Genomic DNA, 16,244 nt, shown 5'->3' on the forward strand with positions numbered 1-16,244 from the left:
GCCGGAAGCAGTGCGGATCGGGAACGGGGGCACGGGCTCCGGGCCGGAAGCAGCGCGGATCGGGAACGGTGGCACGGGCTCCGGGTCGTCCGGGTCGGAAAGACCACGGATCCAGGGCGCCGGAGCGGGCTCGGGGGTGGCAGCGCCGCGGAGCGAGGTCGGGGGCGCGAGGCCGGAAGCGCCGCGGGTCGAAGGCGGCGCCCGGCCGGAAGCGCCGCAGGACCGGGGGCGCGGCCGCGGGGCCCGGACCGCGGACAGCGGGGGCGAAGCCCGCTCGGGAGGCCTCCGGAGCGAGGTGCCGCCCCGGGGTGCCGACGGCGAAGCCCGACCGGGACGCCGGAGTGACGTGACGCCCTCCAGCGCCGCAGGCACCACCCGCGCCGAGGGCCACCGCCATGAGGTCCCACCCCCGGGTGCCCGCGGCGAAGCCCGGCCGATACGCCGCGACGAGGTCCCGCCCCCGGGCACCGGCAATGAAGCCCGTTCCGGAGGACACCGGAACGAGATGCCGCCCCCCAGTGCCACGGGCGCTGCGCACGCCGGGGACGGTTGGAGTGAAGTGCCGCCCGGGAGCACCGGGGGCGAGGCGCGGCGGCAGACGGCCGGTGGTGGGGCACGGTCGGGGTCCGCCGGGTCCGGGCAGACGTTCCCGGAGGCTCACGGACAGCGCCCCGGTCCTCCGGAAGACACGCCCCGGGCCACCCGGCAGCGCGACGCCGCTCAGGGTTCGACGCCCCTGGCTCCGCCCGGCCCCGGGGGCCGGCGCGACGCGGGCCGGCCGACGAGCGGCGCCGGGGACACGCATGCGGGTCGTTCCGGGGCCGGGACGTTCGGTGACGTGGTCCCGGACCGCGCCGGACCGGCGTACGGCGCGGGCCTCGGCGCCGGTGCCGGCGTCGGCGCCACGGACGGCAGCGGTCACCACTCCTGGAACCCGGACCCCGGTACCGACGACCCGGCCCTCGCCGACCAGCGCGCCGGTCGTGGGCGCAAGGGCACTCCCCTGCGCGGCACCGACATGCCCCAGCAGACCCGCAGGCGTGGCGGGCTCGGGGCGTGGGCCCGGCGGCTGACCGGAGGGCGCGGCGAGCAGGCGGCGGAACCCCGCGAGACGTACGAGGACGAACCGGCCGCGGTGGTGGCCGCGGAGCACCACCCGGTCGTCGCGCCGGCCGCCCCGGAGACCTGGCCGGACCCGGCCACGCTGCTGCTCACGGCCCTGGGGCCCGGACCCCGGCTGTGGGAGCGCGGCCCGGGCCACCCGGAGGCGCTCGCCGTGCGCCTCGGTACGGCCGACCGGGCGGCACCGGACGGCTCGGGTCTGCTGCCCGCCGTCCCCGTGACCGCCGGTCTGCGTGAGGTCGGCGCCCTGGGACTGGCCGGGCCGCGGGCGCGGCTGACCGGGCTGACCCGTGCCGTCCTGGCCCAGCTCACCGCCCTGCACTCCCCCGAGACGCTGGAGATCGTCCTCATCGCCGCGGACCGCTCCCTCCCCTTGGAGGAACGCACCGCCGAGTGGTCCTGGCTGGGCTGGCTGCCGCATGTGCGCCCGGGGCACGGACAGGACTGCCGACTGCTCCTGGCGCACGACCGCGAGCAGGCCGCCGCCCGCGTCGACGAGCTGACCCGCCGTCTGGAGGACCAGCTGGCGGACGCGGGCCAGGCGGGCAGCCCCGCAGGGGTGGGCGATCCGTCGGCGAGCGGCGCCTCACAGTCGACCGGCGGCCTGCCCCCGCATCACACCGTCCCCGCTCCCCGCCGCCCTTCCTGGGCCCTGGGCGACAGCGCCGGCGGCGACACGGCAGGCGGTTTCCCCGGCCCGTACACCGTCGTGGTCGTCGACGGCGATCCCGGCGGTGCCGACCTGCGCGGAGCCCTCGCCCGGCTGGCGCTGGAGGGCCCCCGGGCCGGGATCCACGTCGTCTGCCTGGCCGAGACGGCCGCCGCCTCCCCGGCCTCGCCGGTGACGGACACGTACGAGGCGGCCTGTTCGGTGGCGCCGACCTTCCGGCAGTGCGGCGCGGTCGCGCTGCTCAGCGGGGACGTGGCGACGGCCCTGCGGCTGATGCGGGTGGCCCGCACCGGCGGCGACGGCTCGTCGGCGGGGCCCGTCGGGCACGGCACGGTCGCCACCGTCGACGCCGTCTCCGCGGCCTGGGCCGAGCGGTTCGCGCGGGCGCTGGCGCCGCTGCGGACGGACGGCCCGGCGAGCGAGCGCCAGCCGCGGGTCTCCGCACCGCTGCCGCAGGCGGCCCGGCTGCTGGACGAGCTCGGCCTGGCCCGCGCCACCCCGGCGTCACTGATGGCCCGCTGGGCGGACGCGGCCGACGACGCCGAGGCGCTGGGCGGACGCGTGCGCGCGGTGCTGGGCGCCGGGCCGCGCGGCCCGGTCGGCGCGGACCTCGCCGCGCAGGGGCCGCATCTGCTGATCGAGGGCCCGCCGGGCAGCGGCCGTACGGAGCTGCTGCGGTCGATCGTGGCGTCCCTGGCCGCAGCCGAGCGGCCGGACCGCCTCGGCATCGTCCTGGTCGACGGCCGGGGCGGCCCGGGCGCGGGCGGCGGCAGCGGCGAGGGACTGCAGGTGTGTACCGACGTACCGCATGTCACCACGTTGCTCATGGCGCACGACCCGGTCCGGATGCGGGAATTCGCGCAGTCCCTGAGCGCCGAGCTGAAGCGGCGCGCCGAGCTGCTCGGGCGGTCCGACTTCGCCGAGTGGCACACCGGCCGCGAGCTGTCGGGCCGTATGGTCGCGCAGCGCACGGCGACGGCCCGGGGTGGTGCCCAGGCCGACGCGGCCGGTGCGGGAGGGGCCGGCGACCTCGACTCGCCGTCCAGTTCCACCATGCGGCTGCGGCCCGGCGCCGCCCGGCGGCAGACGGAGGCGGCCGCGCCCCCGCTGCCCCGGCTCGTCGTGGTCGTCGACGACCTGGACGCGCTGGTCGCCCCGGCGCTCGGCTCGACCGGGCGGCCCGCGGCCGGGTCGGTGATGCGCGCGCTGGAGGCGGTGGCCCGGGACGGCGAGCGGCTCGGCGTCCATCTGGTGGCGGCCACCGGCCCGTGTGCCCGTACGGCGGAGACGGAGCCGGCGCGCCGGGCCACCCTGCGCGTCGCGCTCGACGCCCCGGCCCCCGGCCCGGAGGAGCCCGCGCCCGGCCGGGGAAGGCTGACCGGCGCGGACGGGCGGGTCACCCCGTTCCAGGGCGGCCGGGTCACCGGCCGGATCCCGCGCACGGCGACGCTGCGTCCCACGGTCGTACCCCTGGAATGGCACCGCATGGGTGACCCTCCGGCCCGGCGTCCGGTGCGGGAACTCGGAAACGGCCCGACCGACCTGGCACTGTTGGCCAGCGCGCTGGAAAGGGCGGCACGGGAGGTCGCGGCTGCGAAGGTGCCGTCGCTCCTGTGAGCGCGGAAGGGCTTCGGCCCCGCCCGCGTCGTGGGGCCGCGTCCCTGGTCACGAGGGAGTCACGATCCCCCGCTTGACAGCCGACGCCATCTTGCCGCCCCCGCACACCCGGGCGTAGACCAGATCGCACGGGAGCGCGCTCGACGTTCGACGAGGAACGAAGAAGCGGGGCAGTCATGCGCATGACGAGCAGCACCATCCGGACACGCTGGTCGCCCGAGCGGGACACGGCGACCCCCCAGAGCCGCAGAGCCGTCAGGGCTGCGGCCGCCGTCGCGGCGGGAGCCCTCGCGCTCTCGCTCAGTGCCTGCGGAAGCAGCGACAACGACAGCGGTGGAAGCACGGGCGAGGCCACGGAAACCACGAACAACGTCACCCTTCCCAAGCTGGACGGGACGAGCCTGGAGGTCGCCGCCGTGTGGAGCGGCACCGAACAGGCCAACTTCAAGAAGGTCCTGCAGGAGTTCGAGAAGCGCACGGGCGCCAAGGTCACGTTCGTGCCCGCACAGGACCCCATCATCAACTTCATCGGTTCGAAGGTGGCCGGCGGGCAGCCGCCGGACATCGTGATGCTGCCGCAGCCCGGCGCCATCAAGCAGGCCGTCGACAGGGGCTGGGCCAAACAGCTGGGCTCCGACGCCGTGAAGGAGCTCGGCGAGAACTACTCGCAGGGCTGGCAGGACATCGGCAAGGTGGGCGGCAAACCGTACGGCGTCTACTACAAGGCCGCCAACAAGTCCCTGATCTGGTACAACAACCAGGTCTTCGAGAACGCGGGGGCCAGCGAGCCCGAGACCTGGCCGGACCTCCTCAACACCGCGCAGACGGTCTCCGACTCCGGCGTCACCCCGTTCTCCGTAGGAGGGGCCGAGGGCTGGACTCTGACCGACTGGTTCGAGAACGTCTACCTCTCCCAGGCCGGCCCGGAGAAGTACGACCAGCTGGCCAAGCACGAGATCAAGTGGACGGACCCGTCCGTGAAGGACGCCCTGACCACCCTCGCGCAGGTCTGGGGCAAGCCCGACTGGATCGCGGGCGGGGCGAACGGGGCGTTGCAGACCGACTTCCCGGCCTCCGTCACGCAGGTCTTCACCGGCGGGGAACAGCCCAAGGCGGCCATGGTCGCGGCGGGTGACTTCGCGCAGGTCAACATCCCGTCGAGCATGAAGATCGGCACGGACGCGAAGGTGTTCCCGTTCCCGGCCGTGGGTGACCAGGGCCCGGTGGTCTCGGGCGGCGACGCGGCCGTGATCCTTGAGGACTCGAAGGGCTCGCAGGCCCTGGCGACCTGGCTCGCCTCGCCCGACGCGGCGCAGATCCAGGCCAAGCTGGGCGGCTACCTCTCGCCGAACAAGAACGTGCCGAACTCCGCGTACCCGAACGCGGTGCAGCAGAAGATCGCCAAGGCGCTCATCGACGCCGGTGACGACTTCCGCTTCGACATGTCCGACCAGGCCCCGCAGGCCTTCGGCGGTACGCCCGGCAAGGGCGAGTGGAAGATCCTCCAGGACTTCCTGAAGAACCCGAAGGACATCGCGGGTACGCAGGAGAAGCTGGAGGCCGAAGCAGCCGCGGCGTACGGGAACTGACGTCATGACGTCGCTTTCGGCGGCAGGGGGCACCAAGCCCCCTGCCGCTCCCAAGTCGCGCAAGAGTGTGACCGGTACCCGCAGGACCGTCGCGGCGCTGTTCCTGCTGCCCGCGCTCGTCCTGCTCGGCGCGCTCGTGGTGTACCCGATCGGGTACTCGGTCGTGCGCAGCTTCTACGACCAGTCCGGTGACGGCTTCGCCGGAATAGACAACTACAAGGCCCTCTTCACCGACGAGGGCATCCGCACCGCGCTGAAGAACAACATCATCTGGGTGGTGTTCGCGCCGACGGTCGCGACCGCGCTCGGCCTGATCTTCGCGGTGCTGACCGAACGGGTGCGCTGGGGCACGGCGTTCAAGCTGGTCGTCTTCATGCCGATGGCGATCTCGATGCTGGCGGCGGGCATCATCTTCCGCCTGGTGTACGACCAGGACCCGGACAAGGGCGTCGCGAACGCGGTGTGGGTGGGCGTGCACGACACGTTCGCCCAGGCGTCGGCGTTCCCGAAGGCCCACCCGGGCCGCGACTCGCCGCTGAAGCCGGCCGGCGGGGGCGCGTTCATCACCACGTCGCCCGTCCGCGCGGGCGAGGCGGTCTCGCTGCCCCTGGTGGGTGTGGCGCCCGATCTGATGCCCGACGGCGCGAAGACCGCGGTGGCGCCGAAGCCAGAAGCGGACAAGGTCACGGGCACGACCTGGCAGGACTTCACACGCGGCAAGGGCGTCGGCAAGCTCAACGGTGTCGACCCGTCCGAACTGGGCTACGCCGGCATGCGGATCGAGGCCGTGAAGGACGGCAAGGTCGTCGCGTCGACGACGGCCGCGGGCGACGGCACCTTCACGCTGCCCGCCTCGGCCGACGGGGCCCAACTCCGGCTCCCGGCGAGCAACTTCAAGGAACCTTACAACGGCCTGGACTGGCTCGGACCTTCCCTGGTCACCCCGGCCATCATCGGCTCGTACATCTGGATGTGGGCGGGCTTCGCGATGGTGCTGATCGCGGCCGGGCTCGCGAGTGTGCCCCGGGAGCTGCTGGAGGCGGCCCGGGTCGACGGCGCGAGCGAGTGGCAGGTGTTCAGACGCGTCACGGTGCCGCTGCTGGCGCCGGTCCTCGCGGTCGTCGCCGTCACCCTGATGATCAACGTGCTGAAGATCTTCGACCTGGTCTTCATCATCGCTCCGGGCTCCTCCCAGGACGACGCGAACGTCCTCGCCCTGGAGCTGTACCGCAAGGGCTTCTCCGAGGACCAGCCGGGCATCGCCAGCGCCATCTCGGTGTTCCTGCTGCTGCTCGTGATCCCGGTGATGTGGTTCAACGTACGTCGACTGCGTCGGGAGGTCAGGCGATGAAAGCGTCTCGCCCCCACCCCGGCCTGGGGTCCGGGGGTTGTCCCCCGGGAAGGCACAGTAACGTACGCAGGCTCAGGCGGGAGGTGCGGCGATGAAGGCCAAGCAGTCGCTCGGATCGCGGCTCGCCGAGGGGGTCAGCGGCGGGCTGCTGCGGGTGTTCCTCATCGTCGTCGGACTGTTCTGGCTGGTGCCGACCATCGGGCTGCTGCTGTCCAGTCTCCGAACGCCGGAGGACATCGCGGCGAGCGGCTGGTGGAAGGTGTTCACCGAGCCCTCGCAGATCACCTTCGACAGCTACGCGAAGCTGCTGGAGAACGAGGACATCACCAGCTCCCTGCTGAACACGGTCTGGATCACCGTGCCGGCGACCCTGCTGGTCGTGATCATCGGCTCGCTCGCGGGCTACGCCTTCGCGTGGATGGAGTTCCCCGGCCGGGACTGGTGGTTCCTTGGCGTGGTCGGCCTGCTGGTCGTGCCCGTGCAGGTGGCGCTGATCCCGATCGCCGAACTCTTCGGCAACATCGGCATCTTCGGCTCGGTGCTCGGCGTGGTGCTCTTCCACGTCGGCTTCGGTCTGCCGTTCGCGGTGTTCCTGCTGCGGAACTTCTTCGCGGAGATCCCGCGAGAGCTGCTGGAGGCGGCTCGCCTGGACGGGGCGGGTGAACTGCGCCTGTTCTTCCGTGTCGTGATGCCGCTCGGCGCCCCGGCGATCGCGGCGCTCGGCATCTTCCAGTTCCTGTGGGTGTGGAACGACCTGCTGGTGGCGCTGATCTTCTCGGACTCCGGGAGCCAGCCGATCACGGTCGCATTGCAGACGCAGGTACGGCAGTTCGGCAACAACATCGACGTGCTGGCACCCGGCGCGTTCATCTCGATGGTGGTCCCGCTGGCCGTCTTCTTCGCGTTCCAGCGGCAGTTCGTGTCCGGCGTGATGGCCGGCGCGGTCAAATAGCGATCAGAACAACGTAGTCGAAGGGGTGGGCCGGGGGCGGTCCGCCCCTTCCGCGTTCCCCCGGATGCCGTAGCCACCGTAACCAAGTCGGCCCATCGGCCGTTCCCGGGCCGAACGCCCGCGCCGACCGATGGATGGCCTCTTGCCCAGGTTCAGTGTCATTGTCCCCGCGTACCAGGTTCAGGCGTACCTGCACGAGTGCCTGGAATCGGTGCTCTCCCAGTCCTGTCCCGATCTGGAACTGATCGTCGTCGACGACTGCTCGCCGGACGCGTGCGGTGCGATCATCGACGAGTTCGCCGCCCGTGACACGCGCGTACGCCCCGTCCACCTGCCGGAGAACGTGGGCCTGGGCCGCGCGAGAAACGCCGGTGTGGCGCACGCGAGCGGCGACTACCTGCTGTTCCTGGACAGCGACGACACCCTCACGCCCGACGCGCTGCGGTCGATCGCCGACCGGCTGAAGGAGACGGGCGAGCCGGACGTGCTGGTCTTCGACTACGCGCGCACCTACTGGACGGGGGAGGCGATCCGCAACCAGGCGGCCCTGCAGCTCACCGAGCAGGGCCCGGCGCCGTTCCGGCTGGAGGACCGGCCGGGGCTGCTGCGGCTGCTGATGGTCGCCTGGAACAAGGCCTACCGGCGGGAGTTCGTCGAGGAGGGGGGTTTCGTCTTCCCGCCCGGCGTCTACGAGGACACGCCCTGGACGTACCCGGTGCTGATGACCGCCGAGTCGATCGCGACCCTCGACCGGGTCTGCGTGCACTACCGGCAACGGCGGCAGGGCAGCATCCTGCGCACCACCAGCGAACGGCACTTCGACGTCTTCGAGCAGTACGACCGGGTCTTCGCCTATCTCGACGAGCGCCCCGAACTGGACCGGTGGCGGCCGGTGCTGTTCCGCCGCATGGTGCACCATCTGGTGATCGTGTACTCCCGGCGGGACCGGCTGCCCCGGGCCTCGCGCGCCGACTTCCTGCGCCGGGCCCGCGCCCACTACCGCCGCTACCGCACACCCGGCGCGCCGGTCCCCCTGCGCTGCCGGATCCACCACGTCCTGATCCGCTTCGGCCTGCACCGCACCTACCGCACCCTCCAGCTGGCGTCGGCCCTGCACCGCGCCGCCGCCCGGGCCACCGGGAAGCTGCTGCGGGGCCTGCGGTCGGCCGCCCTCAGGACGCACTACCGCGTGCAGCGCTGCCTGCCGCTGTGCGCCGACCGCGCCGTCTTCGCCGCCTACGACGGCCGCGGCCACGGCTGCAATCCCGGCGCGCTGGAGGCCGCGTTCCGTGATCTCGTGCCGCACATCCGCACGGCGTGGATCGCCCGCCGCGAGCACCACCACACGATCCCGCCCGGCCCGCGCCGCCTCGTCCCCGGGACGGCCGCCTACTGGACGGCGCTCGCCCGCTCCCGCTACCTGGTCAGCAACACCGGCTTCGACGACCGGCTGGCCAAGCGCAGGGGCCAGGTCCTGATCCAGACCGGGCACGGCACCCCGCTCGGCCACATCGGCCTCGACCTCCAGGAGCGCCCCGCGGCGGCCCGCGGCCGTGACTTCGCGCGGCTGCTGAAGGACGTCGACCGGTGGGACTACGTGCTGTCCGCCAACCGCCACACCACCCTGACGAACGAGCGCGTCCACCCCGGCCGCTACACCACGCTGGAGTACGGCTACCCCCGCAACGACGTGTTCCGGACGGCGACCCCGGCGGACGTGGCCCGGCTGCGCGCCTCACTGGGCATCCCGCGGGGCGCGGTGGCGATCCTGTACGCGCCGACCCACCGCGACTACCGCCGCTCCCAGCTCCGCCCCCTGGACCTCCAGCGGATCGTGCGCCGCCTCGGTCCCCGTTTCGTCGTGCTGACCCGCGCCCACCACGCCTACGACGCCCCGCTGAGCCGCACCTGCGGCCGGGTCGTCGACGTCTCCGGCCACCCGAGCGTCGAGTCGCTCTGCCTGGCGTCGGACGTCCTGGTCACGGACTACTCGTCGCTGATGTTCGACTACGCCAACCTGGACCGGCCGATCGTGGTCCACGCCGACGACTGGGAGGCGTACGACGCGGCCCGCGGCACCTACTTCGACCTGCGGGACTTTCCGCCGGGCGCGGTCGCCCGCAGCGAGGACGAGCTGATCGACATCTTCGCCACCGGCCACTGGCGCGGCTCCCGCTCGGCCCAGCTGAGGGCGGCCTTCCGCGAGCGGTTCTGCACCTACGACGACGGGCGGGCCGCCGAGCGGGTGGTGCGCCGGGTCGTGCTCGGGGAGTCGGAGCTGCCGCCGGTCGCGCCGCTCGCCGAGCGCCGCCCGGTGCCCTCGGCTGCGGCCTCGCTGACGCGTGCGCCGCTCACCACGGTGCCGTTGGCGTCAGGTCCCCACGCCGTCACCGACAGCCTGTGACCACGGTTCTCACCCCGGGGAATCCGCATGCCCTCCAGCCCGTCGCGGCCGACGCCCAGCAGGCCGCCCTCCTGGCGCCCGTCCGGGCGCCCGGGGCGCCCGCGCACCGCTTGAGAAATCCCGACTCCGACAGACGCAGCTCCCCCGGCAGACCCGACTCTTGACCGACCCGTCGCCTGACAGACCCGACTCCGACAGACCCGCCTCCTGACAGAAAGAGCAGAATGCCCCGCTTCAGCATCGTCGTCCCGTCCCATGGGGTCGCGGGCCGGCTGTCCCTGGCGCTGGACTCCGTCCTCGCCCAGTCGTTCGGCGACTTCGAGCTGATCCCGGTGTGCGACGCGCCCGACGCACCGGCGGCGGACGTCGTCGCGGGGTACACCGAGCGGGACTCCCGGGTGACGCCGGTGCACTCGCCGCCGTCGGACGGACTGGCCGGGGCGCGCAACACCGGGCTGCGGGCGGCCGTCGGCGGCCATGTGCTGTTCCTCGACGGCGACGACGTCCTGGTCCCGGGGGCGCTGGCGGCGCTGGACGCCCGGCTGGGCGAGACCGGCGACGTGGACGTCCTGCATTTCGAGCACGAGCGCACCCCCTGGTGGGAGGGCGAGCCGACCAACCCGGCCGCTCCGTTGCTGGCCAGGACACCGGACGGGGCCTTCTCCCCCGGCCGGGCCCCGCGGCTGACGGGCGTGGCGCTCCCGGCCTGGAGCGCGCTGTACCGCAGGGCCTTCCTCACCGAGCAGGGCCTCACCTTCCCCGGGGACCACTACACCGACATCGGCTTCGGCGGGCTGGTCGCCCTGCGGGCGGAGCGGGTGGCGGCCCTGCGCACGGTCGTCGTCCGGCACCTGCTGCGCCGGCAGGGCAACCGGCTCGGCCTGCCCGGCGTGCACCACGCCGAGCTGCTCGACCAGTGCGAGCTGGTGCTGACGCGGGCCGTGGAGCAGGGGCTTTCGGCGGACCGGCTGTCGCCGTTGTTCGAGCAGCTCTTCGCCGCCGTACTGAAGACGGCCGCCCATCCCCGGCGGCTGACGTCCGGACGCCGGGCCTTCTTCCGGCGGGCGAGCGCGCTCTACCGGCGGCACCGCCCGGCCGGGTACCGGACGCCCGGCGGCAGCCTCGGCGTCCAGCACCGGCTTCTCGCCTCCGGTTCGTACCCGGCGTTCCGCTCCCTGCGCGCCGCCAACCGGACGGCGTCCCGGGCCGCCGCGCTGCTCCCCCGGCCTCGTGGGCTGCGCACCCGGCTGCGCTACGCACTGGGCCTGCGTCTCCCGCTCGACAAGAACCTCGTCGTGTACTGCGCGTACTGGGGCCGCGGCTACGCCTGCAACCCGGCCGCGATCCACGCCAAGGCCCGCGAACTCGCCCCGCACCTGCGCGCGGTGTTCCTGGTGGAGCCGAACGCGGTGGGCAGCGTGCCGCCGGGCATCGAGTACGCGGTGATCGGCAGCCGGAGGTACTGGCAGGTGCTGGCCCGCGCGAAGTATCTGGTCAACAACGCCAACTTCGCGGACGCCGTGGTCAAGCGCCCCGGCAGCGTGCACCTGCAGACCCAGCACGGCACCCCGCTGAAGACGATGGGCGCCGACCAGGCGACATACCCCGTGGTGGCCGCGGCGACCGGCAGCATCGCCCGGCTGCTGGCCCGGGTGGACCGCTGGGACTACAACCTCACCTCGAACCGGCACTCCACCGAGATGTGGGAGCGGGCGTTCCCCAGCGCGCACGAGACGCTCGAGTACGGCTATCCGCGCAACGACGTCTACTGCGCGGCGTCCGCCGAGGACGTCGCCCGCGTACGCAAGGAACTGGGCGTCCCCGACGGCAAGACGGCCCTGCTGTACGCGCCCACGCACCGCGACTACGCCACCGGGTTCGAGACGGGCCTGGACCTGGCGGAGTTCTGCGAGGCGATCGGTGACGACTACGTGGTGCTGCTGCGCGCCCACTACTTCTACGACCAAGGGTCGAGCAGGGGCGGCGGGCGGATCATCGATGTCACCGGGCACCGCTCGTCGGAGGACGTGTGCCTGGCCGCGGACGCGCTGATCACGGACTACTCGTCGATCATGTTCGACTACGCCAACCTGGACCGGCCGATCGTCGTGTACGCCGACGACTGGGACGTCTACCGGGAGACCCGGGGCGTCTACTTCGACCTCATGGAGCTCCCGCCCGGCCGGGTCGCGCGGACGCCCGAGGAGCTGGCGGCGGTGTTCCGCGACGGCTCCTGGGCGGACGAGACCGCCACGTCGCTGCGGGCCGCCTTCCGGGAGCGCTTCTGCCAGTTCGACGACGGGCGGGCCGCCGAACGGGTGGTGCGCCGGGTGCTGCTGGGGGAGCCGCCCGAGTCGATCCCGCCCGTGGTCCCGCTCGCGGAGCGCGTCCCGGCCCCCGCCGCCACCCTCGTGAGGAGCTGACCGAAGAAGTGCCCCGCTTCAGCATCATCGTCCCCGTCTACAAGGTGCAGGGCTTCCTGCGCGAGTGTCTCGACTCGGTGCTCGGCCAGTCCTACGGCGACTTCGAGGTGATCGCCGTGGACGACCGCTCGCCCGACGGCAGCGGCGCGATCCTCGACGAGTACGCCGCCCGCGACGACCGGGTGCGGGTGCTGCACCTGCCCGAGAACATGGGCCTCGGCCGGGCCCGCAACGCCGGCCTGGCGCAGGCGGCCGGCGACTACGTCCTGTTCCTGGACAGCGACGACCACTACACGCCGGGCCTGCTGGCGGCCGTCGCCGCCCGGCTGGCGGCGACCGACGACCCGGACATCCTGGTCTTCGACCATGTGCGCACCCACTGGTGGGGCCGCGGCGGACGCAGCGAGGCGGCGGACCTGCTGGCCGCGGCGGGCCTGGAGACGTTCGGCATCCGGGAGAGCCCGCAGTATCTGAATCTCTTCCTGGTCGCCTGGAACAAGGCCTACCGGCGCTCCTTCTTCCAGGAGCACGGGCTTCGGTACGCGGCGGGGCTGTACGAGGACGCGCCGGTCACCTACCGGTCGATGGTGCTGGCCGAGCGCATCGCCTGCCTGGACCGGATCGGCGTGGAGTACCGGCAGCGCCGGCAGGGCGCGATCACCAAGACGCCCGGACGCCGGCACTTCGACATCTTCGCGCAGTACGAGGGGCTGTTCGCGTTCCTGGAGCAGCGCCCGGACCTCGACTGGGCGCGGCCGCTGCTGCTGGAGCGGGCGCTGGACCACATGCTGTTCGTGCTGGCCCGCGAGGACCGGGTGCGGCCCGCGGACCGGGGCGACTTCTACCGCGAGATCCGCTCCTTCCACCGCCGCCACCTCCCCGAGGGCGGCTTCCCGCGGCCGGACGGCTGGCGCGGGGTGGAGATGCGGCTGCTCGCCTCGGCGCCCTACGCGTCCTACGCGGCGGCGCGCGGACTGCGGGACCTGCGCGCTGCCGCCCTGGGCGGGCAGCGGCGGGTGGCGACGAGGGCCTCGGAGACGGCGCTGCGCGGCTGGTACGCGGCCCAGTCCAAGCGTCCCCTCGATCCGCACCTCGCCGTCTACTCGGCGACCCACCACCGGGGGGTGACGGGTGATCCGGCCGCGATCTACGAGAAGGCGCGCGAGATCGCCCCGCACATCCGGGGCGTGTGGGTGGTCCGGGAGGACGCGGTGGACGCGCTGCCGCCCGGCATCGACCATGTGACGCCGGGTTCACGGCGCTACCACGAGGTGATGGCGCGGGCCACGTACTGGGTGAACAACGTCAACTGGCCCGGCACCCTGGCCAAGCGGCCCGGGAGCGTCCACATCCACACCCACCAGGGCACCCCGCTGAAGTACATGGGCGCCGACCTGCTGACGAAGCCGGGCGCCCGGCACGGCTTCGACGTGCCGCAGATGCTGCGCCGGGCGGACCGCTGGGACTACAGCCTGGTCGCCGGGCGGCACGCGGAGCGGACGTGGGAGCGGGCGTACCCGTGCCACTTCACGTCGCTGCGGACCGGCAGCCCGCGCAACGACGTGCTGGTCGGTGCGGGGCCCGGGCGGGGCCGAGCGGTGCGCGAGCGGCTCGGCATCCCCGCCGAGCACACGGTGGTGCTGTACGCGCCGACCCGCCGCGACTACCGGCGGGGCGGCCATGTCGACCGGTTCGACCTCGCCCGGTTCGCCGAGGACCTGGGCCCCGGGCACACGCTGGTCGTCCGGCTGCACCCGTCGCTGGCGTCGGGCGTCGCGCGCGGGCTCGGCCTGTCCGACCTGCACCGGCGGGGCGTGCTGATGGACGCGACCGACGAGCCGCACGTCGAGGACGTGCTGCTCGCCTCCGACGTGCTGGTCACCGACTACTCCGCCCTGATGTTCGACTACGCCCTGCTGGACCGGCCGATCGTCGTCCACGCCGACGACTGGGGGGCGTTCGCGGCGAGCCGGGGCGCCTACTTCGACATCACGGCCGACGCGCCGGGCCATGTGTCGCGCTCGTACCGGGAGCTGGCCTGGCTGTTCGCGTCCGGAACCTGGCAGGACGCGGAGGCGGCGCGGCTGCGCTCCGGTTTCCGGGAGCGGTACTGCGAGTTCGAGGACGGGCGGGCCGCCGAGCGGGTCGTCCGGCTGCTGATGCTGGGCGAGCGGGGCGGGGCGCTGCTGCCCGCCGCCCGCCGGACCGAGGGGGTCCGCACCCGGCCCGAGGCGCTGATCGACAGATGAGAACTCCCGCCACCCCCGAGGCCGTCCCCTCCCTGCCCGGCCGGCGGGCCTCCTCGGCCCGGCCGCCCGCCGTCGCAGAGCGGCTGCGGCCGGTGCACGGATGGCATGCCGCCCTGGTCGCCGTGCCCACCGCGGCCCTGTTCGTACTGGGCTACCGGCGCCGCTGGATCTGCGACGACGGGCTCATCTATCTGCGGCCGGTCCGGCAGATCCTGGCGGGCAACGGGCCGGTGTTCAACGTCGGGGAGCGGGCGGAGAGTTCGACGGGCACCCTCTGGCAGTGGCTGCTCGCGCTCGCCACCTGGGTCACCGGCGAGGACCCGGCGTTCCTCGCGGTCGGACTGGGGCTGCTGCTGAGCACCGCCGGGTTCGCGTTCGCCCTGCTCGCCACGTGCCGGCTGCACCGGGGCGCGGGGCTGCTGCTCCCGGCCGGGGTGTTCGTGCTGCTGGCCGTGCCGCCGTTCTGGTCGTACATGACGTCGGGTCTGGAGAGCGGTCTCGGCGCCTTCTGGACCGGCCTGTCGTGGTGGCTGCTGACGCGGACCCGGCGGGGTACGAGAACCCGTGAGACGTGCACGGCCGCCTTCGTGTTCGGGCTGGGTCCGCTGGTCCGGCCCGATCTCGCGGTGGTCACGGCGTGCTTCCTGGCCGCCCAGTGGTGGGTGCTGCGCCCCTCCCGGCGGGGTACGGCGGCGATGCTGGCGTCGGCGGGAGCGGTACCGCTGGCGTACGAGGTCTTCCGGGCCGGGTACTACGGCATTCTGGTGCCGCTGCCCGCCATCGCCAAGGAGGCGAGTGCCAGCGACTGGGGCCGGGGCGCCGGGTACGTGCAGGAGACGCTCGGGCCGTACTGGCTGTGGCCGGTCGTCCCGGTGCTCGGGGCGCTGGCCGTCCTGCTGGTGCGGCGCACCCGCCGGGAGCAGCGGGACCGCGTCCCGGGCCGGGCCTCGCTCGCGGTGCTGCTGGCGCCGCTCGCGGCCGGTCTGCTGCTGGCCGGGTACGTCGTGCGCGTCGGCGGCGACTACATGCACGCCCGCATGATCCTCCCCGCGCTTCTGCTGCTGCTCCTGCCGGTGCTGGTGGTGCCCGCGACCAGGGTCACCGGTGCCGCGGGCGTGCTGCTGGCGGTGTGGCTGTGCGCGGCGGTCAGTCCGTTGCGGGCGCCGTTCGACGTGCGCAGCACGCCCGGGTCGTTCAACGTGCGCAGTTCCGACGTGCAGGGCCTCGGCGACCACAACCCGGTGCGCACCGCCACCTGGGTGGACAACTGGCCCGCCCTGCCCGAGGGGCGCGCCATGCTGGCCCGCGCCGAGCGGGCGCCGGTGCCGACGCTGCTCTACTTCGACGCCGGGCGGCGGCTGCACGCGACGCCGATGCGCGAGGACTCCCCGTACCGGGTGGTGATCGTGGGCCGTCACCTCGGAGTGACGGGGGCGGCGGCGCCGCTGGACGCCTACGTCAACGACGCCTGGGGGCTGGCCAGTCCGATCGGCGCGCATCTGGCGCTGGAGCGGTGGAGCTGGCCGGGGCACGAGAAGTTCCTGCGCAACCACTGGATCTTCGCCGAGTGGGCGGCCGAGCACCCGCCGCAACGCGACCTGCTGCGGGCCGGGGCCGCACGGGAGGCGGTCCTGGCGGCCCGGGCCGCGCTGGGCTGCGGCGAACTCGCCGAGCTGCGGGAGTCGGTGCGCGCACCGCTCACCGCCGAGCGGTTCTGGCGCAACCTCACCGGGGCGGTCGAGCGGACGCGGTTCCGCTTCGCGCGCTGGCCGGCGGCGGCGCAGCAGGCGCTGTGCGACGGACCGTCGGCAGGTGGGCGCAGCGGCCTCACCCGATGAAGTGATCCGGGGTCAGGGCATGCGTGGGG

Annotated in this window: 8 protein-coding genes; all 8 read left to right on the plus strand. The window is 73.7% G+C overall.

All coding sequences use genetic code 11. The features are described 5' to 3' along the window. The first annotated feature begins 838 nt into the window (after nt 1–838). The 8 genes from ACFY5B_RS05945 (at nt 839) to ACFY5B_RS05980 (ending at nt 16,215) form a co-directional block, all read left to right on the plus strand. Complete coding sequence (locus tag ACFY5B_RS05945) at nt 839–3,409, plus strand: FtsK/SpoIIIE domain-containing protein (protein WP_389965054.1); 2,571 nt, start codon at nt 839–841, stop codon at nt 3,407–3,409. 176 nt (nt 3,410–3,585) lie between these two features. Next, nucleotides 3,586–4,998 carry an ABC transporter substrate-binding protein gene (locus tag ACFY5B_RS05950; RefSeq protein WP_389965057.1) on the plus strand — a complete coding sequence of 471 codons (1,413 nt, stop codon included), beginning with the start codon at nt 3,586–3,588 and terminating at the stop codon, nt 4,996–4,998. Between the two features lie 4 nt (nt 4,999–5,002). After that, nucleotides 5,003–6,349, plus strand: a complete 1,347-nt coding sequence (locus tag ACFY5B_RS05955; RefSeq protein WP_389965060.1) for a carbohydrate ABC transporter permease — start codon at nt 5,003–5,005, stop codon at nt 6,347–6,349. Between the two features lie 91 nt (nt 6,350–6,440). Beyond that, nucleotides 6,441–7,301: a carbohydrate ABC transporter permease gene (locus ACFY5B_RS05960; protein WP_389965063.1), complete on the plus strand. Its 861-nt coding sequence runs from the start codon at nt 6,441–6,443 to the stop codon at nt 7,299–7,301. A 142-nt stretch (nt 7,302–7,443) separates the two neighbouring features. After that, nucleotides 7,444–9,705, plus strand: a complete 2,262-nt coding sequence (locus ACFY5B_RS05965) for a CDP-glycerol glycerophosphotransferase family protein (protein ID WP_389965066.1) — start codon at nt 7,444–7,446, stop codon at nt 9,703–9,705. A 224-nt stretch (nt 9,706–9,929) separates the two neighbouring features. After that, complete coding sequence (locus ACFY5B_RS05970; RefSeq protein WP_389965069.1) at nt 9,930–12,128, plus strand: CDP-glycerol glycerophosphotransferase family protein; 2,199 nt, start codon at nt 9,930–9,932, stop codon at nt 12,126–12,128. A gap of 8 nt (nt 12,129–12,136) precedes the next feature. Next, nucleotides 12,137–14,377, plus strand: a complete 2,241-nt coding sequence (locus ACFY5B_RS05975; protein WP_389965072.1) for a CDP-glycerol glycerophosphotransferase family protein — start codon at nt 12,137–12,139, stop codon at nt 14,375–14,377. Next, nucleotides 14,374–16,215 carry a hypothetical protein gene (locus tag ACFY5B_RS05980; protein WP_389965075.1) on the plus strand — a complete coding sequence of 614 codons (1,842 nt, stop codon included), beginning with the start codon at nt 14,374–14,376 and terminating at the stop codon, nt 16,213–16,215. The genes ACFY5B_RS05975 and ACFY5B_RS05980 overlap by 4 nt, the downstream gene beginning before the upstream one ends. The last annotated feature ends 29 nt before the right edge of the window (nt 16,216–16,244 follow it).

The organism is Streptomyces sp. NPDC013187 (assembly GCF_042899705.1).
GTDB lineage: Bacteria > Actinomycetota > Actinomycetes > Streptomycetales > Streptomycetaceae > Streptomyces > Streptomyces hawaiiensis_A.

What these genes read in the sequence shown, in the direction of transcription:
- ACFY5B_RS05950 (WP_389965057.1), top strand. Translation starts at nt 3,586, where the DNA reads ATGCGCATGACGAGCAGCACCATCCGGACACGCTGGTCGCCCGAGCGG.
- ACFY5B_RS05960 (WP_389965063.1), top strand. Translation starts at nt 6,441, where the DNA reads ATGAAGGCCAAGCAGTCGCTCGGATCGCGGCTCGCCGAGGGGGTCAGC.
- ACFY5B_RS05980 (WP_389965075.1), top strand. Translation starts at nt 14,374, where the DNA reads ATGAGAACTCCCGCCACCCCCGAGGCCGTCCCCTCCCTGCCCGGCCGG.
- ACFY5B_RS05970 (WP_389965069.1), top strand. Translation starts at nt 9,930, where the DNA reads ATGCCCCGCTTCAGCATCGTCGTCCCGTCCCATGGGGTCGCGGGCCGG.
- ACFY5B_RS05955 (WP_389965060.1), top strand. Translation starts at nt 5,003, where the DNA reads ATGACGTCGCTTTCGGCGGCAGGGGGCACCAAGCCCCCTGCCGCTCCC.